This window comes from Advenella mandrilli, assembly GCF_016595155.1.
Classification (GTDB): Bacteria; Pseudomonadota; Gammaproteobacteria; order Burkholderiales; family Burkholderiaceae_B; genus Advenella; species Advenella mandrilli.
On the sequence record NZ_JAENGP010000005.1, the window covers coordinates 1 to 20,844 of the forward strand.

At 52.3% G+C, this 20,844-nt stretch carries 21 protein-coding genes; 12 read left to right on the forward strand and 9 right to left on the reverse strand.

Annotation, left to right across the window (positions count from 1 at the left end; all coding sequences use genetic code 11):
* The 3 genes from JHL22_RS05695 to rimO form a co-directional block, all read right to left on the reverse strand.
* Positions 1 to 183: helix-turn-helix domain-containing protein (locus JHL22_RS05695; RefSeq protein ID WP_200234880.1), on the reverse strand; the 183-nt coding region annotated here is incomplete at its 3' end.
* Positions 184 to 373: 190 nt separating this feature from the next.
* Positions 374 to 1,003: an HAD-IA family hydrolase gene (locus JHL22_RS05700; protein ID WP_200234883.1), complete on the reverse strand. Its 630-nt coding sequence runs from the start codon at positions 1,001 to 1,003 to the stop codon at positions 374 to 376.
* The gene (gene rimO / locus JHL22_RS05705) at positions 1,003 to 2,322 is read right to left on the reverse strand and encodes a 30S ribosomal protein S12 methylthiotransferase RimO (RefSeq protein ID WP_200234885.1); all 1,320 of its coding nucleotides are present in this window, start codon (positions 2,320 to 2,322) and stop codon (positions 1,003 to 1,005) included. Before rimO ends, JHL22_RS05700 begins: the two co-directional genes overlap by 1 nt.
* A gap of 154 nt (positions 2,323 to 2,476) precedes the next feature.
* On the opposite strand from rimO, the gene JHL22_RS05710 reads away from it, so the two are divergent.
* From JHL22_RS05710 to JHL22_RS05740, 7 genes are all read left to right on the forward strand, one after another.
* Positions 2,477 to 3,367, forward strand: a complete 891-nt coding sequence (locus tag JHL22_RS05710) for a dienelactone hydrolase family protein (RefSeq protein ID WP_200234887.1) — start codon at positions 2,477 to 2,479, stop codon at positions 3,365 to 3,367.
* Positions 3,368 to 3,483: 116 nt separating this feature from the next.
* A complete protein-coding gene (rsmB, locus tag JHL22_RS05715) occupies positions 3,484 to 4,833 on the forward strand; it encodes a 16S rRNA (cytosine(967)-C(5))-methyltransferase RsmB (protein ID WP_200234889.1) in 1,350 nt (449 codons plus the stop codon).
* A 59-nt stretch (positions 4,834 to 4,892) separates the two neighbouring features.
* The gene (locus JHL22_RS05720; protein WP_200234891.1) at positions 4,893 to 5,471 is read left to right on the forward strand and encodes a DUF4390 domain-containing protein; all 579 of its coding nucleotides are present in this window, start codon (positions 4,893 to 4,895) and stop codon (positions 5,469 to 5,471) included.
* Positions 5,471 to 7,786 carry a sensor histidine kinase gene (locus JHL22_RS05725; protein ID WP_200235231.1) on the forward strand — a complete coding sequence of 772 codons (2,316 nt, stop codon included), beginning with the start codon at positions 5,471 to 5,473 and terminating at the stop codon, positions 7,784 to 7,786. Before JHL22_RS05720 ends, JHL22_RS05725 begins: the two co-directional genes overlap by 1 nt.
* Before the next feature lie 39 nt (positions 7,787 to 7,825).
* Positions 7,826 to 8,551, forward strand: coding sequence for a response regulator (locus tag JHL22_RS05730; RefSeq protein ID WP_200234893.1), 726 nt, complete (start codon positions 7,826 to 7,828; stop codon positions 8,549 to 8,551).
* A gap of 15 nt (positions 8,552 to 8,566) precedes the next feature.
* Positions 8,567 to 9,943: a Trk system potassium transporter TrkA gene (gene trkA, locus JHL22_RS05735; RefSeq protein ID WP_200234895.1), complete on the forward strand. Its 1,377-nt coding sequence runs from the start codon at positions 8,567 to 8,569 to the stop codon at positions 9,941 to 9,943.
* A gap of 8 nt (positions 9,944 to 9,951) precedes the next feature.
* Complete coding sequence (locus JHL22_RS05740; protein ID WP_200234897.1) at positions 9,952 to 11,421, forward strand: TrkH family potassium uptake protein; 1,470 nt, start codon at positions 9,952 to 9,954, stop codon at positions 11,419 to 11,421.
* 2 nt (positions 11,422 to 11,423) lie between these two features.
* Here the strand turns inward: JHL22_RS05740 and JHL22_RS05745 are convergent, their stop codons facing one another.
* Positions 11,424 to 11,894 (reverse strand): tRNA (cytidine(34)-2'-O)-methyltransferase, encoded by a 471-nt coding sequence (locus JHL22_RS05745; protein WP_200234899.1) that lies wholly within the window; start codon positions 11,892 to 11,894, stop codon positions 11,424 to 11,426.
* A gap of 8 nt (positions 11,895 to 11,902) precedes the next feature.
* A complete protein-coding gene (locus JHL22_RS05750; protein WP_200234901.1) occupies positions 11,903 to 12,667 on the reverse strand; it encodes a ComFC family protein in 765 nt (254 codons plus the stop codon).
* A 79-nt stretch (positions 12,668 to 12,746) separates the two neighbouring features.
* Between JHL22_RS05750 and JHL22_RS05755 the strand changes: the two genes are divergently transcribed.
* The 5 genes from JHL22_RS05755 (at position 12,747) to JHL22_RS05775 (ending at position 18,412) form a co-directional block, all read left to right on the forward strand.
* Positions 12,747 to 13,670, forward strand: coding sequence for a methyltransferase domain-containing protein (locus tag JHL22_RS05755; RefSeq protein ID WP_200234903.1), 924 nt, complete (start codon positions 12,747 to 12,749; stop codon positions 13,668 to 13,670).
* Between the two features lie 174 nt (positions 13,671 to 13,844).
* Positions 13,845 to 14,930, forward strand: coding sequence for a glycosyltransferase family 2 protein (locus JHL22_RS05760; RefSeq protein ID WP_200234905.1), 1,086 nt, complete (start codon positions 13,845 to 13,847; stop codon positions 14,928 to 14,930).
* A 1-nt stretch (position 14,931) separates the two neighbouring features.
* A complete protein-coding gene (locus JHL22_RS05765; protein WP_200234908.1) occupies positions 14,932 to 16,407 on the forward strand; it encodes an ArnT family glycosyltransferase in 1,476 nt (491 codons plus the stop codon).
* Between the two features lie 23 nt (positions 16,408 to 16,430).
* Entirely contained in the window at positions 16,431 to 17,144 is a 714-nt protein-coding gene (locus JHL22_RS05770) for a response regulator transcription factor (protein WP_200234910.1), read from the forward strand.
* Complete coding sequence (locus JHL22_RS05775; RefSeq protein ID WP_234041143.1) at positions 17,141 to 18,412, forward strand: sensor histidine kinase; 1,272 nt, start codon at positions 17,141 to 17,143, stop codon at positions 18,410 to 18,412. Before JHL22_RS05770 ends, JHL22_RS05775 begins: the two co-directional genes overlap by 4 nt.
* 27 nt (positions 18,413 to 18,439) lie before the next feature.
* Here the strand turns inward: JHL22_RS05775 and JHL22_RS05780 are convergent, their stop codons facing one another.
* Genes JHL22_RS05780 through JHL22_RS05795 form a run of 4 tightly spaced genes read right to left on the reverse strand, consistent with a single transcriptional unit; the run spans position 18,440 to position 20,801 of the window.
* Positions 18,440 to 19,492, reverse strand: coding sequence for an NAD(P)H-dependent glycerol-3-phosphate dehydrogenase (locus tag JHL22_RS05780; protein ID WP_200234912.1), 1,053 nt, complete (start codon positions 19,490 to 19,492; stop codon positions 18,440 to 18,442).
* A gap of 10 nt (positions 19,493 to 19,502) precedes the next feature.
* Positions 19,503 to 20,021 carry a protein-export chaperone SecB gene (secB, locus tag JHL22_RS05785; protein WP_200234914.1) on the reverse strand — a complete coding sequence of 173 codons (519 nt, stop codon included), beginning with the start codon at positions 20,019 to 20,021 and terminating at the stop codon, positions 19,503 to 19,505.
* Between the two features lie 47 nt (positions 20,022 to 20,068).
* Entirely contained in the window at positions 20,069 to 20,326 is a 258-nt protein-coding gene (gene grxC, locus JHL22_RS05790) for a glutaredoxin 3 (RefSeq protein WP_200234916.1), read from the reverse strand.
* Positions 20,327 to 20,348: 22 nt separating this feature from the next.
* The gene (locus JHL22_RS05795; RefSeq protein ID WP_200234918.1) at positions 20,349 to 20,801 is read right to left on the reverse strand and encodes a rhodanese-like domain-containing protein; all 453 of its coding nucleotides are present in this window, start codon (positions 20,799 to 20,801) and stop codon (positions 20,349 to 20,351) included.
* Positions 20,802 to 20,844 lie beyond the last annotated feature (43 nt).

Below are 20,844 nucleotides of genomic sequence, written 5' to 3' on the forward strand. Positions count from 1 at the left end.
GGCAGTCAGTACCTTGCACAGCTCGGCATAACCCAGTTTCTTTTCACCCGCTTTATACCTTTCCTGCTGCAAGTGCAATGCCTGGTTATACACATACCGACAGGAACCGGCAAAGCTGCGCATGGCGTGCTGCTGTTGGCCATTGGGCATCAGTGCGAATCGGGAGGCTTGAAGGCGTTGCATGGGTTTAGTATAGTTGAAACAGAAAAGAGTGCAAGAAAATGGTGTCCTTCGGACCCCGTGCTATCCATCCCCACCATTAATGATGGGGCTTTCCGCGCTTAATAGTAACCCTGCCGGCCTTCGGCCTCCTCGTTCCCATGTCCGTATGGGAACGAGGCTGCGTTCACGCTAGCGTGAGGACGCCTGGCAGTTAGCTTAACGCCTTCACGATGTCTGCGGGTGAGGTAAACATGAAGTCAGGCTGTTGCTGTTGCAGGGCATCACGGCTGTTATAGCCCCAGGTAACCGAACCCATCATGACCTTGGCTTTGCGGGACGCTTCAATATCGCGTAACTCATCACCAATCAGCAGGCATTCGGCGGGGGGCAGTTTGTGTTTATCCAGCAACTTTCCCAGTTTGGCCGGTTTGCCAAAAAGATCAGTGCCGCACAGGAACTCATCAAAATAGTCCACATTCTTGTCAAGAATCTGGCGTACATTAATTTCACTGTTTGAACTCAGGATGGCCAGTTGGTATCCCTTGGCATGGAGCTGTTGCAAAGCCTCGGGAATACCGTCAAATAATTCGATATTGGGTGAGGCATCTTGCATGCGCTGGCGGAACTCCATCAGGATGGCAGGCGCCTTCCAGAAAGGGATTTGCAGCGTCTGCAAAATCTCGCCTGCCTCCATGCTGCGCAAGCGGGCTTTTTCTTCGGCAGAAGGGTCCCGGAAGTTATATTTTTGTGCAACACTGCTCAGGATTTCATCGAACCAGGGCAGGGTATTGGCCAGGGTGCCGTCGAAATCGAAAGCAATGATTTTGGGAAGCTGGCTCATTATTTGACGTCTGCCCACAAATCGTATTCATCGGCTTCGGTCACTACCGCACGCACGATATCGCCTGGTTTCAGCGACTTCTCACTATTTAAGTAAACACAGCCGTCAATTTCGGGGGCGTCGGCGCTAGAGCGGCCAATGGCATCGCCATCTTCGTCAATTTCGTCAACCAGGACGCTAATTTCCTTGCCAATTTTAGTTTGCAGCCGTGCAGCTGAAATGGCTTGCTGGTGTGCCATAAAGCGTTCCCAGCGATCCTGTTTGACATCGTCAGGGACAGCGTCGGCCAATTCGTTGGCCGGTGCGCCTTCTACCGGCGAGTACTGGAAGCAGCCAACCCGGTCAAGCTGGGCCTCGCTCATCCAGTCAAGCAGGTATTGGAAATCTTCTTCGGTTTCACCAGGGAAACCCACGATAAAGGTAGAGCGAATGGTGAGCTCGGGGCAGATTTCACGCCATTTTTTAATGCGGGCCAGGGTTTTGTCTTCAAACGCCGGGCGTTTCATGGCTTTTAAAATACGTGGGCTGGCGTGCTGGAAAGGAATGTCCAGATAAGGCAGTATTTTTCCTTCGGCCATGAGCGGAATCACTTCATCGACACTGGGATAGGGGTACACATAGTGCAGGCGAACCCAGACACCCATTTCTGACAGGGCGCTGCACAGCTCGGTCATGCGGGTTTTAACCGGGCGGCCATTCCAGAAGCCGCTGCGATACTTAAGGTCTACCCCATAGGCGCTGGTATCCTGGGAAATAACCAGGACTTCTTTCACGCCGGCATTGACCAGGCGCTGGGCTTCGTCAAGAACGTCGCCAATTGGGCGGCTAACCAGGTCCCCTCGCATTGAGGGGATAATACAGAAACTGCAGCGATGGTTGCAGCCTTCGGATATTTTCAGGTAGGCATAGTGGCGGGGCGTAAGCTTGATGCCTTGTGGTGGTACCAGGTCTGTAAAAGGATCATGCTCCAGGTTGGGCGGGGCGGCTTCATGCACGGCACGCACCACCTCTTCATATTGCTGGGGGCCAGTTACCGCCAGCACGCTGGGGTGCACCTTGCGAATCACGTCTTCTTCCACACCCATACAGCCGGTCACAATGACCTTGCCATTTTCGGCAAGTGCTTCCCCAATGGCTTCAAGTGATTCGGCTTTGGCGCTGTCAATGAAGCCACAGGTGTTAACCACCACTACATCCGCGTTTTCATAAGAGGGGGAAATTTGATAGCCTTCGGTGCGCAGCTGGGTAAGAATGCGCTCAGAATCGACCAGGGCCTTGGGGCAGCCAAGGCTGACAAAACCGACTTTGGGGTTGGACATAAAAACAATACCTTTTGAATGAGCCTGGCTCAACAATACTTTTAAAATCAGTATTTTAACTTTTTTTTTGGAAATCCGTTCCGTTCAGGACCCATTCAACGTAAACTGTAAAAAACCTTGTTTTATCAACCCTTTTTCTAAAGAGGCCGTTGTTATGAAACGTAAAAAAGCAAGTGATTTTTCGCCCGCCGTACTGAAGGATTTTGATTTATATGTGCATGGCATTATCAGCCGGCGCGAATTTTTAAACCGCAGTGCCCGCTTTGCCGTAGGGGGTGTTACTGCTGGCGCCATTCTGGACAGCCTTCAACCCAATTTTGCCTGGGCCCAGCAGGTGCCCAAAGACGACAGCCGGATCAAGGCAGAATATGTTGAATATCCTTCTCCCAAAGGCAATGGCACCATGAAAGGGTATTTGGCACGCCCTGCCAACGCCAGCGGCTCCTTGCCGGCGGTGGTGGTTATTCATGAAAACCGGGGCCTGAATCCCTATATAGAAGATGTTGCCCGCCGTTTGGCGCTTGAGGGTTATCTGGCTTTTGCGCCCGATGCCCTGGCGGCGGTGGGGGGATACCCGGGTGATGAAGACAAGGCCCGGGAGATGTTTGCCAAACTGGATCCGGGCAAACGCACCGAAGATATGGTGGCGGCGGCCGAATTCCTGAAAACCCATCCCGAGTCCAGCGGGAAGCTGGGGGTGATTGGTTTTTGTTACGGGGGTGGGGTGGCTGGCATTATGGCGGTACGCATGCCCGACCTGGCCGCTGCGGTGCCATTTTATGGCGCCCAGCCACCGGCTTCGGAAGTAGCGGTCATCAAGGCACCGTTGCAAATCCATTATGCCGGGAACGATGACCGAATCAATGCGGGTTGGCCCGACTTTGAACAGGCCCTCAAAGAGCATGGCAAAGACTATGAAATGCATAGGTATGCCGATACCCATCATGGTTTTCACAATGACACGACACCCCGTTATGATGAAGATGCGGCCAAACTGGCCTGGCAGCGTTCACTGGCGTTTTTTGACCGACATCTCAAGTCCTGACACCAGGTATTGGATTTTTCTTCAGTTTTAACACGTAAAGCAGCGGAAAAATCAGATAAATCAACATCAAGGCAGGTTACACTTGGGTTTGTGCGTTTATTTTTTCCCTGCTTCTTATGACTTCTCCCGTTGTTGCGCCTGCCCTGTCTGATGTCCTGTTTGCCTGTGCCGGCTGTCTGCGCGACGTATTGGCGGGCCGTTCTTTAACCGAGTCCCTGCAAGAGGTGCCCGATGAATGGCGGGCGCCGGTGCAGTCGGTGTCGTTTTATGTCATGCGACAGTTGGCAACCGGGCAGGCCTTAAGTGGGCTGTTGCTAGATAAAAAAGCCCCCAATCGACTGGTTGAATCTTTGCTGGTGGTGGCTTTGTGCCTGCTGGCGGTTGATGAAAGCCAGGCTAATAACAAGGCACGCCATGTACCGGTTTATGATGCACATACTGTGGTGAACCAGGCGGTGAAAGCGGCCGACAAGCACAAAAAAACCGCTTCATTCAAGGGGCTGCTTAATGCCTGCCTGCGCAATTTTTTGCGTAATAAAGAATCGTTAATGCAAGCCATTGCCGTGCGCAGTGAGGTGCAGTGGGGGTTTCCCAAATGGTGGATTCATCAGGTGCGCCAGGCCTATCCGGGGCAATGGCGCGAAATCCTGGCATCGGCCGCAACACCCGGCCCCATGACGTTGCGGGTTAATACAAGGCAAATCAGCCGTGAGGCATTACGCCAATTGTTTATTGAACAGGATATATCGTGCCACGAAGCCGGGCATGCCGGTCTTGTTCTGGCTCGTGCCTTGCCGGTTACCCAAATACCCGGCTTTGAACAGGGCTGGTGGTCGGTTCAGGATGCCGGCGCTCAACTGGCCGGTGAAATTGTGCCGGTGCATGATGGCATGCGGGTGCTTGATGCCTGTGCCGCACCCGGCGGTAAAACGGCGCACCTGCTTGAGCAGGCCAATCTTGATATGACGGTACTAGACGTGGATAGCCACCGGCTTGCCCGGGTAGAAGAAAATCTGGCCCGCCTGAAGCTGGATGGCCCACATGTGCACATGCGGGCCGCTGATGCTGCTGAGCTGTCGCAGTGGTGGGATGGCGTACCGTTTGATCTGGTGCTGGCCGATGTGCCCTGCACGGCATCGGGCATTGTACGCAGGCACCCGGATATCAAATGGCTCCGGCAAGAGGCCGACCTGGCCAAAACCGCAGCCTTGCAAAGAGCGATTGTGCTGGCCTTGTGGCAAACGGTTGCCCCAGGGGGGTACTTGCTGTATGTTACCTGTTCCGTGTTTCCCATAGAAGGGCAGGAGCAGGCCCGTTATCTGGAAATGTCGCTGGCCGGTGCCGAGCGGCTGGGAGCCCCCGGACAAATCCTGCCGCTGGCTGAACAGGCCGGTAGCGTTGCGCCCCATGATGGTTTTTATTATGCCCTGTTCCGGAAAAAACCGGAATCTGGCAAGGATGGTTAAAGAACTTGAGGGATAATGTTTTTTCGCAATCTGCTTTTCAATGGTTTGGCCGTGTTTTCATGTGGTCGTTTTTGGCGGTTGTCTTGCTGTTGCCGGTGTGGTTTTCTTACGCACAAGAGTTTCAGCAGGCCAAGCCCGATGCCTGGATAGAATCCCTGGCGCTGGACAAGGAAAAAGACAGCTATACCTTGTCGGCCAATATTTCGTTAAACCTGGGCGAAGAAGTGCGTAATGCCGCTGAAAAAGGGGTGCCGCTTTATTTCACCATCAATTTTGAAATCATCAGGCCACAGACGTTATGGTTTGATAAAACTGAATTACAGCAGCAACATACCTGGCGCATCCAATACAATGCGCTGTTGCGCCAATGGCGAATCAGTAACGGCGATCTATCCATACCCGAGCTGTCGCTGGATGATTCCCTGCAGCATATTATTAACCTGGAAAGCTGGCCCATCAAAAACCTTGACCAGCTCAACCCCACCATTAACTATGAAGGCAGATTACGCCTGAAGCTGGATACCTCCCTGCTCCCAAGGCCTTTTCAGATTAATGCATTCAACAGCAGTGCCTGGTCATTATCGACACCATGGAAAAATTTCAACTTAAAAGTTTCGGACATAAAACCCGGCTCCTGATTTCCTGGCTGGTGAAAATCAGCCTTATCGCCATTGTTTTGGCCGCTTTTGTCTTGCTGGGTTTGCTGGTGGGCTCAACGGGCAATACATCGCGCTTTGCACAGCAGTTTGATTTGTTGCTGTTGCTTAATGGCGTGTTGGCCCTGGCCCTGTTTATCTGGGTGGCAACCCTAACCTGGCGGTTGATTCGTCAATTGCGCAAGAAAAAATTCGGTGCCCGCTTAACGTCCCGGTTTGCCATGGCTTTTGCCGTGATGGCGGTTATTCCGGGGGTGGTTATTTATTTGTTGTCGGTACAGTTCATGTCCCGCTCTGTCGAGTCATGGTTTAACGTCAAGGTGGACAGTGCGCTAGAGTCGGGGCTGGCCCTGGGGCGGGCTTCACTGGATAGCCAGGTGGCCGATTTGCTGGTTCGGGCCAAAGCCATTTCCAGCGTTTTGTCACGGGTGCCCGAACAGGACATGCCCATGGAACTAACACGCCTGCGTGAGGCTAATGGCCTGAGTGATGCCCTGGTGTTTTCAGCGGCCGGCAACCGTGTGGTGGCCTTTTCTACCTCAAATTATGGCAGTTTGTTGCCCTCTATGCCGCCGGCGACCATTGTAAACCAGCTCAAATTGTCGCGGCAATATGCCCGGGCCGAAGATACCGGCAACGTAGACCAGCAAAGTCCACAGCTCAGGATCAGGGTAATTGTGCCCGTGTTTACCCATTCCTTCCGCTTTGATGTCCCATTGGGGGCCGCCCCGGAACCGTATTGGCTGCAATTGACCTATCTGGTGCCCGAGAGTCTGGGTAATCATTTGAATCAGGTGCAACAGGGTTTCCGCGATTATGAAGAATTGGCGCTGTCACGTACCGGCATCCGCAATTTGTATGGCATTACCCTGACCATGGCCTTGCTGCTGACGGTGTTTGCCTCTATTGGTGTGGCGCTGGCTATTGCCCGGCAGCTGGTGCAGCCCCTGCTGAATTTGGCCGAGGGTACCCAGGCCGTAGCCGTTGGTGATTACCGGCCTTTGCCCGAACCGGATGCCAAGGATGAAGTGGGGCAACTCACGCGTTCGTTCAATATGATGACGCATCAGCTTGATGAGGCGCGCAAACAGGTGGAGCTTAACCGACTGCAGCTGGAGCGCTCTAATGTGTACCTGGAAAGTGTGATGGAAGGGCTGTCATCGGGGGTGATCGTATTTGATGCGCGCTTTAATGTCACGACCGTGAACAAAGGCGCCCAGACTATCCTGAATGAAGACTTGCGCTCGGTGCCGGGCCGGCCGCTAGAGGTGGTGGATAACCTGATTGAGTTTACGCAGGATATCCGCAAGGCATTTTCCAATCACGCGGCGGTGGGTTCTGGACGGCATTATTGGCAGGAACAAATCGAAATCATGATTGGTGCTGATTCTGGGGATGATCAGAAAACGGTCACGCTTTTGATGCGTGGTACACGGCTTCAGGTAGATGGCCGGCAAACTGGCTATGTGGTGGTTTTTGATGATATTTCCGAGGTTATTTCAGCCAATCGAGCGGTTGCCTGGGGAGAGGTGGCGCGCAGGCTGGCCCATGAAATCAAGAATCCGCTTACGCCCATTCAATTGTCGGCCGAAAGGCTGGCCATGAAGTTGACCGACAAACTGGAAGAGACTGATGCAAATATGTTGATCCGCTCTACCAATACGATTGTGAACCAGGTGACCTCCCTGAAAAAAATGGTGGATGATTTCCGTGAATATGCCCGAACACCGCCTGCACAGATGCAACACGTCAATATTAATGCTTTAATAACGGATCTTGCATTGCTGTATGGCTGGGACCCCGAAGGAAATCATGTTGAAGAACCGCTTAACCGGCGGATAGGTCTGAAACTGGATGCCATGCTGCCAGAGGTCGAGGCTGATTCGACCCAGTTGCGTCAGGTGCTGAATAATTTGATGGCTAACTCCCGTGATGCCATGGTTGATATCGAACTTGACGGGGACGAACCAGGCATTACCATTCAGACCATGCTCACAAAAGTTGCAACGGGAGCCACTGAAGAAGGTGAAGCGGTTAGAATAATGCTCGAGGATCGGGGCTGTGGATTTACCTCACAGGTTTTACAGAATGCTTTTGAGCCATACGTAACGACCAAAGTGCATGGCACGGGTCTTGGATTGGCAATTGTTCGTAAAATAATCGAAGAACATGGGGGCAAGATTGATATTTCAAATCGCAAGGAAGGTGGCGCCCGCATCTCGATTTTACTCACGCGACTTGTGAAGAAAAGCAAAAAACCATGTCCTGATGGTTATAATTCGATTAATCAGATTTAAATAATAGTACTGATGTACGTTAGTAATAGGTGACTACATATGGCCAGAATACTGGTGGTAGACGATGAAATTGGAATTCGTGAGCTTCTTTCTGAAATTTTGTATGACGAAGGTCATACGGTTGAACTCGCTGAAAATGCTTCCCAGGCGCGTGCCGCGCGCCTGAGATACCGGCCAGACCTGGTCTTGCTTGATATCTGGATGCCCGATACCGATGGTGTCAGTCTGCTAAAAGAATGGGGCTCACAGGGATTGCTGGATATGCCGGTCATTATGATGAGTGGACATGCTACGGTTGATACCGCCGTAGAGGCAACCCGCATTGGCGCCATGGATTTTCTTGAAAAGCCCATTACCTTGCAAAAGCTGCTTAAAACGGTCCAGTCTGGCCTGGCGCGTCCGCATGCCAAACAGGTATTGGCTTCTGCCGGTATGGTACCTGCTGCACGGCCTGCTCCTGCCGCAACAAAAGTAGCGGCAACCCCGGCTTTTGCCGCTGCGCCAGCTACTGTTGCGGCCGCAGCCGCTGCACCGGCAGCCAATGCCGCGCCGCAGCCACAGGGTTCCATGTTGGGTAATATTACCCTTGATCAGCCTTTGCGCGATGCACGGGATGAGTTCGAACGGGTTTATTTTGAATACCATCTGGTTCGAGAAAACCACAGCATGACACGCATTTCAGAAAAAACCGGGCTTGAACGCACCCACCTGTACCGCAAACTGCGCCAGCTGGGTATCGACTCATCCCGCAAGCGCAACGCCTAGTTTTCGTCTTTTTCCATGAAGATCCTCATCATCGGGGCAGGGCGCGTAGGTTCCAGTGTGGCCGAAAACCTGGTGTCAGAACAAAATGACATCACGGTGGTTGATACCAACCCCGATCGGCTGACCTACTTGCAAGAACGCTTCGATTTGCGCTGCGTGCTGGGTGATGGTTCTTTGCCCGATGTGCTTGAAGAAGCCGGCGCCGATGATACTGATCTTCTGGTGGCTTGTGCTGCCACCGATGCGGCCAATCTGGTGGCGTGTACCATTGCCCGTGATGTTTTCAATATCCCCCGCCGCATTGTCAGGGTCAGGGGGCAGTCTTATTCCGACAATGAAACCTTGCTGGCTGAAAGCTTTGGGGTTGATTTCATCATCAGCCCCGAAAAAAGCGTTACGCAGTATCTTTACAGCCTGATTGAATTTCCCGAGGCCTTGCAAGTTGTTGAGTTTGCGCAGGGTCGGGTCAGTGTGGTCATTCTTAAAGTAGGGCACAAAAGCTCTTTAATTGGTCACCATATCGATGAAACACACCTGAATCTACCCAACCTGAATACCCGTATCCTAGAGGTCATGCGGGGCGAAGTTTCCATTTCCATGAACCGGGTTGGCGCCATTCAGGCCAATGATGAACTGGTGCTGGCCATTGATACCCGGCAGGCCCGTGAAAGTATCGCTTCTTTTCATAAAGAAAAAAAACGCATTCGTTCCATCATGATTGCCGGTGGTGGCAATATTGGCTATCGGCTGGCCAAAGAGCTGGCCGAAGATGATTACAATATCCGCATTATTGAAAGCAATAAGGCGCGTTGCGAGTGGCTGGCTTCCATGCTGCCCGAAAACGTGCTGGTGTTGCATGGCAACGGAACCGATGAGTCCTTGCTGGAAAGTGAAAATATTGCCGAAATGGACACCTGGCTGGCCTTAACCAACGATGATGAAGACAACATTATGTCTTCCTTGTTGGCCAAGCGTCTGGGCGCCCGCAAGGTGATTGCCCTGATCTCGCGTCAGGCTTATGGCGAGCTCATGCAGGGCAGCATGATAGATATCGCGGTTTCACCCGCCCAGGCCACCATTGGCGCCTTGTTGCGTGATGTGCGCCAGGGGGCGGTGGTAACCGGTCACCGTTTGCGTCGCGGTGCCGCCGAGGTGATTGAATTTGAGGTGCTGGGTGATATCAGCAGCTCCAAACTGGTCGATCGTTCGGTCAAGGATATTCAATTTCCAAAATCGTCAACACTGGCGGTTATTTTCCGCGAGGGTTATTTAATCATGCCCGAGCCCGATACCGTGATTCGTCAGGCAGACCACGTCATTGTTTATGCGGCAAACCGTGAAACCATGAAGAAAGTTGAAAAAATGTTCCAGGTTTCGGCCATGTTTTTCTAGGAAATGGAATGCGCAGTATCCTGAATGTCCTGCATGCGCTTGGTTTGACGATGGTGGTGTTCTCACTCACCTTGCTGTTCCCTTATTTTTTTTCACGGCTGTTTCAGGATGGGGCCGATCAAAGTATTCTGACCAGCTTTATGCTGGCGGCTGGCAGCGGTCTGTTGCTTTGGTTGCTAACTTACCCGTTTCGTCGTGAGTTGCGCCCGCGTGACGGGCTGCTGCTGGTATTTCTGGTGTGGACGGTATTCCCCCTGCTGGCAGCGCTGCCTTTAATGCTTGAAGCCAGCCATGTTGGTGTGGCGCTGTCGTTTACCCATGCCTATTACGAGGCCATGTCTGGGTTAACTACCACCGGTGCTTCGGTATTGCCCGATGTCACAAAATTACCTGAATCCCTTAATCTTTGGCGGCATACGCTGGTATGGTTTGGTGGCATGGGTATTTTGGTGCTGGCGGTGGCTATTTTGCCCATGTTGGGGGTAGGTGGGCATCAGGTCATGCGAGGCGAAATTCCGGGGCCCATGAAAGAAGAAAAATTAACCCCCCGTATTGCCGGTACCGCCAAGGTACTGTATGCCATTTATTTTTCGGCTTCCCTTTTGTGTCTGCTGGCTTATCGTCTGGTAGGTATGAACTGGTTTGATGCCTGGTGCCATACCGCATCTACCATGGGCCTGGGGGGCTTTTCCACTTACGGTGGCGGCTTTGTGGATATTAATTCGCAAGCGGCAGAAATCGTGGCAATGGTGTTCATGCTATTTGCCGGTATTAACTTTGCCACCCATTTCAAGGTTATCCGCAATCGTGATTTGTCTATTTACCGGGCCTGTCCCGAAACGATTCCGTTCTTGCGTCTGGTGCTGGTCAGTGGTGCACTAATCAGCCTTTACCTGTTCTTTTCTCACGAATACGGAAGTCTGGCTGACGCGTTCCGGTATGGCATGTTCAATACCATTTCCGTGGCAACGACTACCGGTTTTTCCAATGTGGATTACCTGCAGTGGCCGCTGTTTTTGCCTATTGTCATGTTATTGCTGGGGGCGTGTGCCACTTCGTCGGGTTCTACCGGTGGCGGCATCAAAATGATCCGCCTGATTTTGGTGATTAAGCAGATCCGCACTGAAATCCGTCATATATTGCATCCGCATGCGGTGTTCCCGGTCAGGCTGGGCGCGCGTATTATTGATCAGGGGGTCATTATGTCCATCATGGTTTTCATGTTGGTGTATGCCCTGACCTTAATGGCGCTTTCCGCCGTCATGCTGTTGTCGGGGCTTGAATCCACCACGGCATTTTCCGCTATTTTTGCCAGTCTTAATAATATTGGCCCCGGGCTGGGCAGTGTTGGGCCCATGGGCAACTACAGCGCCTTGTCCGACTTCCAGATCTGGGTATGTACTCTGGCCATGCTAATCGGGCGTTTGGAACTGTTCACCGTACTGGTTATTTTCACGCCCGGGTTCTGGCGCCGTTAAGTTCAGATGCTTCCGGCATAGCCGATGTGACGCCATGCTTCGTAAACCGTAATGGCAACCGCATTGGACAGGTTCAGGCTGCGTGAGTCGGGGCGCATGGGCAGGCGCACGGCATTTTCAATGCCAATGGAGTCCCATTCTTCGGGCTTGAGCCCGGCGGTTTCCCGGCCAAAAACAAATACATCTCCATCGGCAATGCTAATGTTGCCAATATGGCGTTGGCCTTTGGTGGAAATGGCAAAAATATGGCCGCTTGCCGCGCCGGTGGATTCGATGGCTTCGGGCAGCGTGTCGTGAACCTTGATATCGGCCCATTCATGATAGTCCAGTCCGGCGCGGCGCAAACGTTTGTCGTCTAGCATAAAGCCCAGTGGTTTAACCAGGTGCAGCTGGATGCCGGTGTTGGCAGCCAGGCGAATGATGTTGCCGGTATTGGCCGGAATTTCGGGTGAAACAAGAATAATATGAAACATGCGATTGCTTAAAAATGTTTGGGGGGCGTGCGGGCGATGGCCAGGACATCCACGTGCTGCACACCGGCGGCCAGCAAGGCACGGGCGGCACTGTCGATGGTGCTGCAGGTGGTGACTATATCGTCGACCAGAATGGCATGGGGTATGTCCAGGCGGCGCGAACAATAATATAAACCGGCAGCAGCTGCACGACGGGCGTGACGGGACAGGCTGGATTGCTTCAGATGCTGGTCATGGCGGTGCAGAAAAAAATGTTCAACGGGCAATTGTAGTTTTTTTCCAAGCTGTTGTGCAAACTCTGCCGCCGGATTGAAACCACGCCGGGACAGTGACTGCTGGCTGCCCGGAATAGGGATCAGGCAGGTGTTGGCAAGCGGCAGCAAATCCTGGAGTTGCAACTGTTGGTATAGCAATTCGGCAAAGGCCGGCGCCAGATCAAGCTGGCGGCCGTTTTTGTAGCGCAACACCAGGCTGTCCAGTGGATGCACATAATCAAAGGCGACCGTGATTCTTCCGGTATGAAGCGCCTGTTCGCGACAGTCGGGGCAGGGGGCCTGGTTTGGCAGGGCCAGACAACAGTGGGCGCACCGATAGGGATGGTTTTGCATGGAGTGCAAAATATCGTTGCGGCAGTCGGGACAGAATCTTTCACCCGTGCAGCTTGTGCCGCATAAGGGGCAGGTGCCTGGCAAGGCAAGCGTTAAGCGGCTGGCCAGCTGTTTGGCCTGCTTGGCAAGCCAGCCTAATCTTTTGTTTTCGTAAGGGTTTTGCACAGAATCGGGTAAGTCTTATTTACAATATGGGCTTATCAAATCATTTTCTGGCCGTATTAACAATACGTCAGTGATCTCAATGTCCCAGGCTATTTATTCCCCCCAGGTTTTGCCTATCAATTCGGCACACGTTATCCAGCAATTTTCCCGTCGTGGTTTATTGGAAGATTCCCGTTTTTTTTATGATGAAATCAGCCGCCGCATGATTGGGCGCTTAAGTTATATCCGCCTTAATCCTGAAACGGTGGTTGATGCTGGCTGTGGTCCGGGGCATTCGCTTGAAGCGCTTAGTGAACGGTTCCCGAAAGCCCGCCTGCTTGGGGTGGACAGTTGCCCTGCATTTATCGAGCACTGTAAAAAAACATATATGCCCAAGGGCATGCAGGCATGGATCTCAAAACTGGGCCGCAAAAGCCAGGATGAATTCCATCGGGCTGATTTGGCTGCCATGCCGCTGGCGGCGGAGTCAGCCGGCCTGGTCTGGTCCAATATGGCCCTGCATTGGCACCCCGAACCGCATAAGGTCATTGCCGAATGGCGGCGGGTGATACAGGTTGGTGGCATTTGCATGTTTTCCTGTTTGGGTCCCGGCACGTTCATCCAGTTGCGTCAGGCCATTGAAACCGCCGGTATCCAGACTAAAACCGTGTCTTTTGTTGATATGCATGATTTTGGCGATATCTTGCTGGAGCACGGTTTTGTGGATCCGGTTATGGACCAGGAAGTGATTACGCTGACCTACCAAAGCCCGCAAAAACTGCTGGCAGATGTGGCGGCCCTTGGTGGAAATCCAACCATTGGCCGCCATAACGGGCTGGTTGGTCGCCAGTGGTACCAGCGCCTGTGTGATGCCCTTGAGCAGCAGCGTCAACCCGATGGCAAACTGCACTTAAGCCTTGAAGTGGCTTATGGCCATGCCTGGAAAAGTGCCGTGCACAAAACGGCAGCCGGCGAGACGCATATTTCCCTGAGCTCCATTGGTGGAAGAAAATCACAACATTGAGCCGGACATAAGTTGAACCGGACATAACAGAACGAGATATAAAAGTTCAAACCTAAAATACGTTTACCAACGTGTTTTTTTGATATTTGCTTGATTTTTGATTGATGTTTCCTTGTTGCGGCAAGACGTATTCTTGCGCCTGTCATGTTCAAAATATGAAAGCAGGTGCTGTCAATGAATGCAATGCAAGAAAACGGGACATCCTTGTTTCAGGCTGAAAAAGGCCTGACCTTATCCATCGTGATTCCTGTTTATAACGAGCGGCAGATGTTGCCGTTACTGTTCCCCCAGCTGGCCACTATTCTGGAGCCGCTGCAGATTAGTTATGAGCTGGTGATGGTGGATGATGGCAGTCGCGATGGATCGGGGCATTTCCTGGCCGAACGCGCCACTTGGGATGAGCACTTGAAGCTGGTTCGCCTAAGCCGCAATTTTGGCAAGGAAGCTGCCTTGACCGCCGGTTTGGCATACGCCGGGGGGCAGGCCATTATTATTATGGATGCCGATTTGCAGGATCCGCCGGTGTTGATTCCGCAAATGCTGCAGGCATGGCGTGAGGGGGCTGATGTGGTTAGCATGAAACGTCGCTCACGGGCGGGTGAAAGCTGGTTCAAGAAATTTTCCGCCCATGGTTTTTATCGTTTGCTGAACCGTATCAGTGAGGTTGAGATTCCTGAGGATACCGGTGATTTCCGTTTGCTGAGCCGCAAGGCGGTTAATGCCATGAGCCAGCTGGGCGAACGCAATCGTTACATGAAGGGGCTGTTTGCCTGGATTGGCATGCCTACCAAGGTAATTGACTATGACCGCATGCCCCGTGCGGCGGGGACCAGCAAGTGGGATTATCCCGGTCTGATGAAGCTGGCTTTTGAGGGAATTACCTCTTTTTCAGTGGCGCCTTTACGCCTGACGATGGTTGCCGGTATTTTGACTGCGTTGGCGGGTATTTTATTTGCCCTGTGGATTGTGGCCAAAACCATGGTGCTGGGCGAGCCGGTTCAAGGCTATCCCTCGTTAATATCCATGATTACTTTTTTGGGTGGCGTCCAGTTAATTTCCATTGGGTTGTTGGGCGAGTATGTGGGAAAAACTTACTTTGAAGCCAAGCAACGTCCGGTTTATCTGATCCGGGACGTCCTGCGGAAAAATCAAGGGCAGGCCTGGGAAACGGTGGTGGATAATGCCAATGCGATGAATCAGTCAGCAGTGAACCGGCAAGAAGAAGCGGTTCGCGAGTGGATGGTTGTAAAAGGAAAATAAAATGACTCGCAGGATTGATTTATGGTGGGTGGTGGGCGTTTTATTGTGCTTGCCCCTGATAAGTATGGCCTTAATGCCGCTGTCTGATACGTCTGAACCCCGCTATGCCGAAATTGCCCGTTTGATGGCACAAAACGGTGACTGGATTACCCCCTGGTTTGAACCGGGCAAGCCCTTCTGGGGCAAGCCGCCGCTGTCGTTCTGGGCACAGGCCGTGTCTTTCAGGCTCCTGGGTGTTAATGAGTTTGCGGTGCGCTTCCCGTCATGGCTAAGCATGGTGGCCACGGTGGGGCTTCTGCTTGCCTTTACCCGGGCTTTTTTTGACAAGCGGCTGGCCCAGTGGACGGCGATTATTTACAGTTCCTGTGCCCTGGTGTATATCACGTCGGGTGCGGTGCTGACCGATCCGTTTCTGGTGCTGGGTACGACCTTTAGCATGACTGCTTTCATGATGGCCCGGCAATTCCCGACCCTGTTCTGGCGTTATGGCTTTTTTGTGGGCCTGGCTATTGGCTTGTTGGCCAAAGGGCCTTTGGCCCTGGTTCTGGTTGTCGGCCCGCTGCTGTTATGGCTGTTGCCAGACAGAGGCCGGATGGTTTATGTCAGGGCCTTGCCCTGGACGCGGGGTTTGCTGTTAACAGCGTTACTTAGCCTGCCGTGGTACGTGATGGCAGAAATCAAGACCCCGGGGTTTCTGGATTATTTTATAGTGGGTGAACATTTCCTGCGTTTTGCAGACCCGGGATGGCAGGGGGATTTGTATGGTACTGCTCATGAAAAAACGCATGGCACTATCTGGTGGTATTGGTTACAGGCTACTTTTCCATGGGGTTTGTTTGGGATAGGCCTGCTGCTGCTCACCCTGTTGAAAAAAGGCGGGTGTAACACGATCAGGCAGGCTGTCATTTCTGCCAATATATCGTATTTGTTGGCCTGGGCTTTATTTACCCCTTTGTTTTTCACCTTTTCGGGCAATATTCTCTGGACCTATCTTTTGCCTTGCCTTGGGGCGTTCAGCCTATTGCTGGCGTTTGGCTGGCGCAAGTGGGTGGAAGGTAGCCAGTGGCGGTGTGCCGTAAATACCCGCTGGATGGCTGCGGTTGTGCCGCTGGTGCTGGTTTTGCTCAGTCTGTTTGCCTATGTCAGTCCTAATCACTTTAAAACGGAAAAGGGTCTGATTCATTTTGCATCGCAGCAGGCGCAGGCCCATTCACTTGTTTATTATGTTGACGAGCGTCCGTTTTCGGCCCGGTTTTATTCGGGCGGAGCAGCAGAGTTGTTGAAGATTAATGAGGTTTCTGCCAAACTGGATAACAGTACATTGCCTTTGTTGCTGGCGATACCCAAAAAACATCTGGCTGAGGTTTTCCATGAGCTAAGTGTACCGGTACAAAAGCGTTACGAAAACAAGCGTTATATTTTGTATGAAACCCGTCCAGGCCTTGCACCAGTGGTCCTGTCCATAATGGCAAACTAATTTTTTTATTTTTCTGAAATTGCATGAATATATCTACAAAGCCCATTCGCATGTTGGTTGTAGAGGACCATGTCGGGCTTGCCGAGAACTTGTTCGAGTATTTTGATAATACGCATTATGTACTGGATTTCGCCCCGGACGGTTTAACGGCACTGCACCTGATTGCCACCCGTGAATATGATGTCATCGTGCTGGACGTGATGCTGCCCGGCTTGTCGGGGTTTGAAATTTGCCACCGGATCAGGCACGATATCCAATGCACGACACCGGTTATCATGATGACCGCCAAAGACCAGCTCAAAGATAAGGAAGAGGGGTTTCGGGCGGGTGCCGATGACTATCTGGTCAAACCGTTTGACCTTCGCGAGCTGCAGCTTCGGGTCAATGCCCTGTACCGTCGCAAAGAGGGCATGGGCAAAACCACGGGCATAGAAGTGCCCGGCATCCGTTTCGATCCGGGCAAACTCACGGTGCAGGTGGATCATAACGGTTCCCTTGAGTTAAGTGGCACCATGGCACGTATTTTTGAAGCGCTGATTAAAGCTTATCCGGGTTTTCTGTCTTATGAACAGTTGCAAGAACGAATCTGGGGAGAAAAAGAGGTGGATATGAACACCTTGCGCACGCATGTGTATACATTGCGTAAATTATTGCAGGATACCTTTGGGTTTTCCATGATCAAGACCATGCATGGGCGCGGTTATCGACTAACCCCACCGGCACAGGCAGGGCAATGAAATCCATTTCACGACGCATTCACCGTGCCATATTGCTGGTGAGTATGGCATGTATTGCGGTGATGGTGGTGATGGTGCTGGAAGTTAATGAAGACCTTGAGCGAACCATGCTGCAGGTTGAATTTGAACAGGAACTGGATTTTATTCTTCAAAATCGCGACGATTCCGAACTGTTTGTTTGGGAGGGATTTAACCAGCAGCTGGTGTTTGTGCCCCAGGGGCTGGCAACTCCGGCGCAAATGCCCGAGGTTTTTAAGGGTTTGCCGTTGGGCTTCTCTGATGAGATCAAGCAGGGTAAGAATACGTATCTGGTCAATATTGCCGTTTTACCCAAAGGGGTCGTGTATATCGCCAAGGATATTACCCATTTTGAAGATCGCGAATTCCTTTTCAGTATCGCGCTGGGTGTCATGACCTTGGTGATTATTGGCCTGGGACTGTGGATGGCTACCTTAAGCAGCCGGCGGATTGTTGATCCTTTGCAGCAACTGTCAGAGCAAATCAGCGAAGTGCCGGTAGGTTCACAAATGCCACGTATTCCGGTTAATTACACCGATAGTGAATTGCATTCCATTGCCGTAACCTTTAACCGTTTTCTGGGCGAACTTGAATCTTATGTGCGAAGGGAACAGTCGCTGTTAAGCCTGGCCAGCCATGAGTTGCGCACGCCGGTTGCCGTGATGTCCGGGGCCCTGGATATCCTGGAAATGCGCGGGCAACTCAAGCCTAATGATTTGGCAACGGTAGCCCGTATGCGCAATGCCTGTACCGAGATGAGAAGTAATGTAGAGGTTTTGCTCAAGCTGTCGCGCAACCAGTCTGATGTTTCTCCCGTTACAGAAGTGATTTCCCTGACTGCGTTGGTGGAAGAAGTCCTGGATGACCTGAATAATTTATTCAGGGTTCAGACCAGGGTGCGCTTAACAGTCATAGACAAAAGCATGCTCAGGACCGATTCTGTCCTGGTTAAAATGCTGTTGCGCAACCTGATCCAGAATGCCTTGCAACATACGCAAAAGGAAATTGATATTACGCTGGGCAAAGGCCTGATCCAGATAAAGGATAGGGGTACCGGGTTTAGCGCCGGGCAAAAAGCCATCCTGAGTAAGGAAATGGAAGTGATGCCGGGCAGTTCTTCCCTGAATGGCCTGGGGCTGTATATCGTGACCTTGATGTCCGAGCGTTTGCAATGGCCACTGCAAGTGACCCAAAGTGATTCAAGTGGAACCGTGATTCAGTTAAGTATTCCCGCCGATCAGATGCTTTGAAGGGGCTGATGCCTGAGAATCGCTGGCTTACTCAGCCGGCCACTCGGCTTTGGCTTCGCGCGCCAGCAGCCTGGAAACCGCCTGCAGGGGAGGTATCGCATTGAACAGGACATCGCAAACCGCTTTGGTAATGGGCATGTCGATATTCAGGGCCGTGGCGCGGTTCAGGGCGTCACGGGCGCAGCGTACGCCTTCGGCAGTCATGCCTGCGGCCAGAATGCTGTCCAGTGATTGTCCTTGTCCCAGGGCAAGGCCAACCTGGCGGTTGCGGGACAGATCGCCCGTGGCGGTTAATACCAGGTCACCCAGACCGGTAAGGCCTGAAAAGGTGGCGGCTTGCCCGCCCAGGGCAATACCCAGGCGGGTAATTTCAGCCAGGCCGCGGGTAATTAGCGCGGCACGGGCATTGGCGCCCAGTTCAAGACCGTCTGAAATGCCGCAGGCAATGGCCATGACGTTTTTAAGTGCGCCGCCTACTTCCACGCCAATAACATCGTTGCTGGCATAGATGCGTGTGTTATTGGCATGCAGGGCGGCCGTGGTGTTTTGTACGGTTATCTCGTTATGGCTGGCAACGGTAAGGGCTACAGGCAGGTTACGGGTGACTTCTTTGGCAAAGGAAGGCCCCGATAAAACACCGGTATTGGGTATTTGATTGCCAAAAACAGAATACACGATTTCGTGTGGCAATTGCCCGCTGTTTTGTTCAAAACCCTTGCAGGTCCAGACAACAGGAGTATTGGCCAGGTTGGATGCTTGCAGCAGTGGCAGCCAGGTCTCGCAGGTGCTGCGCATGGCCATGACAGGCACGCCAAGTATGATTAACCTTTGCGGTTGGGCGCTGCCTTGCAAATGGGCAAGGGCCTGTTCAAGACAGGTGGTGCTTTGCAAGCGGTGGGGCAAGGGAAGGTCGCCCAGGTATTTGGGGTTGCGGTGCCGGGTGTTGATATCCAAAGAAACGGCTTCATCACGGGCCAGCAGCAAGGTGGGGGTATTATTGGCTGCCGAGGCAGCCAATGCGGTTCCCCAGCTACCCGCACCTATAACCAGTACATGAAGCGAAGTGCCGGGAAGTGACATGCGAACCTGCTTACTGACGGGTTGTGCCAGGAGGCAGAATGATACCTGAGTCTTCAGGGGAGGCACTGTTTTGCTGTGCCTGCTGTTGTGCTTCCTGGGCGCGCTGTTCATACAGGGCCTGGAAGTTTACTTCTGCCAGATGCAAGGGTGGCAATGAGGTACGGTTGATGGCATCGGCAATATTGGCACGCAGGTAAGGGAACAACATGGTTGGGCAAACAATGCCCAGAAGCGGATCAAACTGTTCTTCAGGGACATTGGCAATTTCAAAAATACCAGCCTGTGTGCCTTCAACCAGATACAGGACCTTGTCACCGATTTTAGTGGTGACGGTTGCGCGTACGCTGGCTTCAAAAATGGTTTCGGCCAGACGTTGACCGCCTACGCTTAGCGAAATTTCCACCTCGGGCGTTTCCTGCTCAAGGAAAATCTGGGGTGAGTTGGGCATTTCGAGGGACAGGTCTTTCAGGTAGACGCGTTGCAAATTGAATGCGGGATTGGTGTTTTCTGCTTGTTGCTCTTGGGCCATGCTAGTTTCCTAGGTAAGAAGGTTAAACGTTAAATTGCGCTGATGGCTTAGTCGGCCAACAGCGCAGTCAATTCACCGGCGCGGTCAAGCGCCATCAGGTCATCACAACCACCAACGTGTTTTTCCCCGATAAAGATTTGGGGGACAGTGGTGCGTCCGGTGCGCTCAATCATAACAGCCCGTAGTTCGCGGTTGGTGTCGATGCTGATTATTTCCAGATTTGTTACGCCACGCTCGGTGAGCAGTTTTTGGGCACGGATGCAATAGGGGCAGGTTGCCTTGGAGAACATAGTGACTTTTTTCATGGTATTTTTGCGGTGTAAATAGTTAACGGTTATGTTTGCGAGGGGCAGCAGCGGTATGCTTTTTAAGGGGCAGGCCGTCCTGGTTCCAGGCGGAAATACCGCCCGAAAGGACATGCACCTCTTCGAAATTGAGTTTTTTCAGGGTGGTGGCTGCTTTTTGCGCGATGCGCCCCATATTGCAGACCAGGATGATTGGTTTGCTTTTTGACAGCGAAGCCGTTTTCTCTTCGAGTTCGTCGATGGGAATATTACGGGCCTGGGGAATGGAACCGTTTTTGTATTCTTCCGCAGAACGGATGTCAATGAAAATGGCGGCTGATTTATTGGCCATTTGCACGGCTTCCTTGGTGCTTAGCGAACTGACCCCCTGGCTGCCAAAGCCGCCTTTACGCAAATTGGGAATGGCCAGCATGATGCCTGCTACCAGGGCAAAAGCTAAAAAATAAATGGTATTTTGGTAAAAAAGAAAATCCACGTCTGATCCTGTAGGTGTGCTTTTTTCAAGCTTAATTGTCAGA

What these genes read in the sequence shown, in the direction of transcription:
- JHL22_RS05700 (WP_200234883.1), bottom strand. Translation starts at nt 1,003, where the DNA reads ATGAGCCAGCTTCCCAAAATCATTGCTTTCGATTTCGACGGCACCCTG.
- rimO (WP_200234885.1), bottom strand. Translation starts at nt 2,322, where the DNA reads ATGTCCAACCCCAAAGTCGGTTTTGTCAGCCTTGGCTGCCCCAAGGCC.
- JHL22_RS05710 (WP_200234887.1), top strand. Translation starts at nt 2,477, where the DNA reads ATGAAACGTAAAAAAGCAAGTGATTTTTCGCCCGCCGTACTGAAGGAT.
- rsmB (WP_200234889.1), top strand. Translation starts at nt 3,484, where the DNA reads ATGACTTCTCCCGTTGTTGCGCCTGCCCTGTCTGATGTCCTGTTTGCC.
- JHL22_RS05720 (WP_200234891.1), top strand. Translation starts at nt 4,893, where the DNA reads ATGTGGTCGTTTTTGGCGGTTGTCTTGCTGTTGCCGGTGTGGTTTTCT.
- JHL22_RS05730 (WP_200234893.1), top strand. Translation starts at nt 7,826, where the DNA reads ATGGCCAGAATACTGGTGGTAGACGATGAAATTGGAATTCGTGAGCTT.
- trkA (WP_200234895.1), top strand. Translation starts at nt 8,567, where the DNA reads ATGAAGATCCTCATCATCGGGGCAGGGCGCGTAGGTTCCAGTGTGGCC.
- JHL22_RS05740 (WP_200234897.1), top strand. Translation starts at nt 9,952, where the DNA reads ATGCGCAGTATCCTGAATGTCCTGCATGCGCTTGGTTTGACGATGGTG.
- JHL22_RS05745 (WP_200234899.1), bottom strand. Translation starts at nt 11,894, where the DNA reads ATGTTTCATATTATTCTTGTTTCACCCGAAATTCCGGCCAATACCGGC.
- JHL22_RS05755 (WP_200234903.1), top strand. Translation starts at nt 12,747, where the DNA reads ATGTCCCAGGCTATTTATTCCCCCCAGGTTTTGCCTATCAATTCGGCA.
- JHL22_RS05760 (WP_200234905.1), top strand. Translation starts at nt 13,845, where the DNA reads ATGAATGCAATGCAAGAAAACGGGACATCCTTGTTTCAGGCTGAAAAA.
- JHL22_RS05765 (WP_200234908.1), top strand. Translation starts at nt 14,932, where the DNA reads ATGACTCGCAGGATTGATTTATGGTGGGTGGTGGGCGTTTTATTGTGC.
- JHL22_RS05770 (WP_200234910.1), top strand. Translation starts at nt 16,431, where the DNA reads ATGAATATATCTACAAAGCCCATTCGCATGTTGGTTGTAGAGGACCAT.
- JHL22_RS05775 (WP_234041143.1), top strand. Translation starts at nt 17,141, where the DNA reads ATGAAATCCATTTCACGACGCATTCACCGTGCCATATTGCTGGTGAGT.
- JHL22_RS05780 (WP_200234912.1), bottom strand. Translation starts at nt 19,492, where the DNA reads ATGTCACTTCCCGGCACTTCGCTTCATGTACTGGTTATAGGTGCGGGT.
- secB (WP_200234914.1), bottom strand. Translation starts at nt 20,021, where the DNA reads ATGGCCCAAGAGCAACAAGCAGAAAACACCAATCCCGCATTCAATTTG.
- grxC (WP_200234916.1), bottom strand. Translation starts at nt 20,326, where the DNA reads ATGAAAAAAGTCACTATGTTCTCCAAGGCAACCTGCCCCTATTGCATC.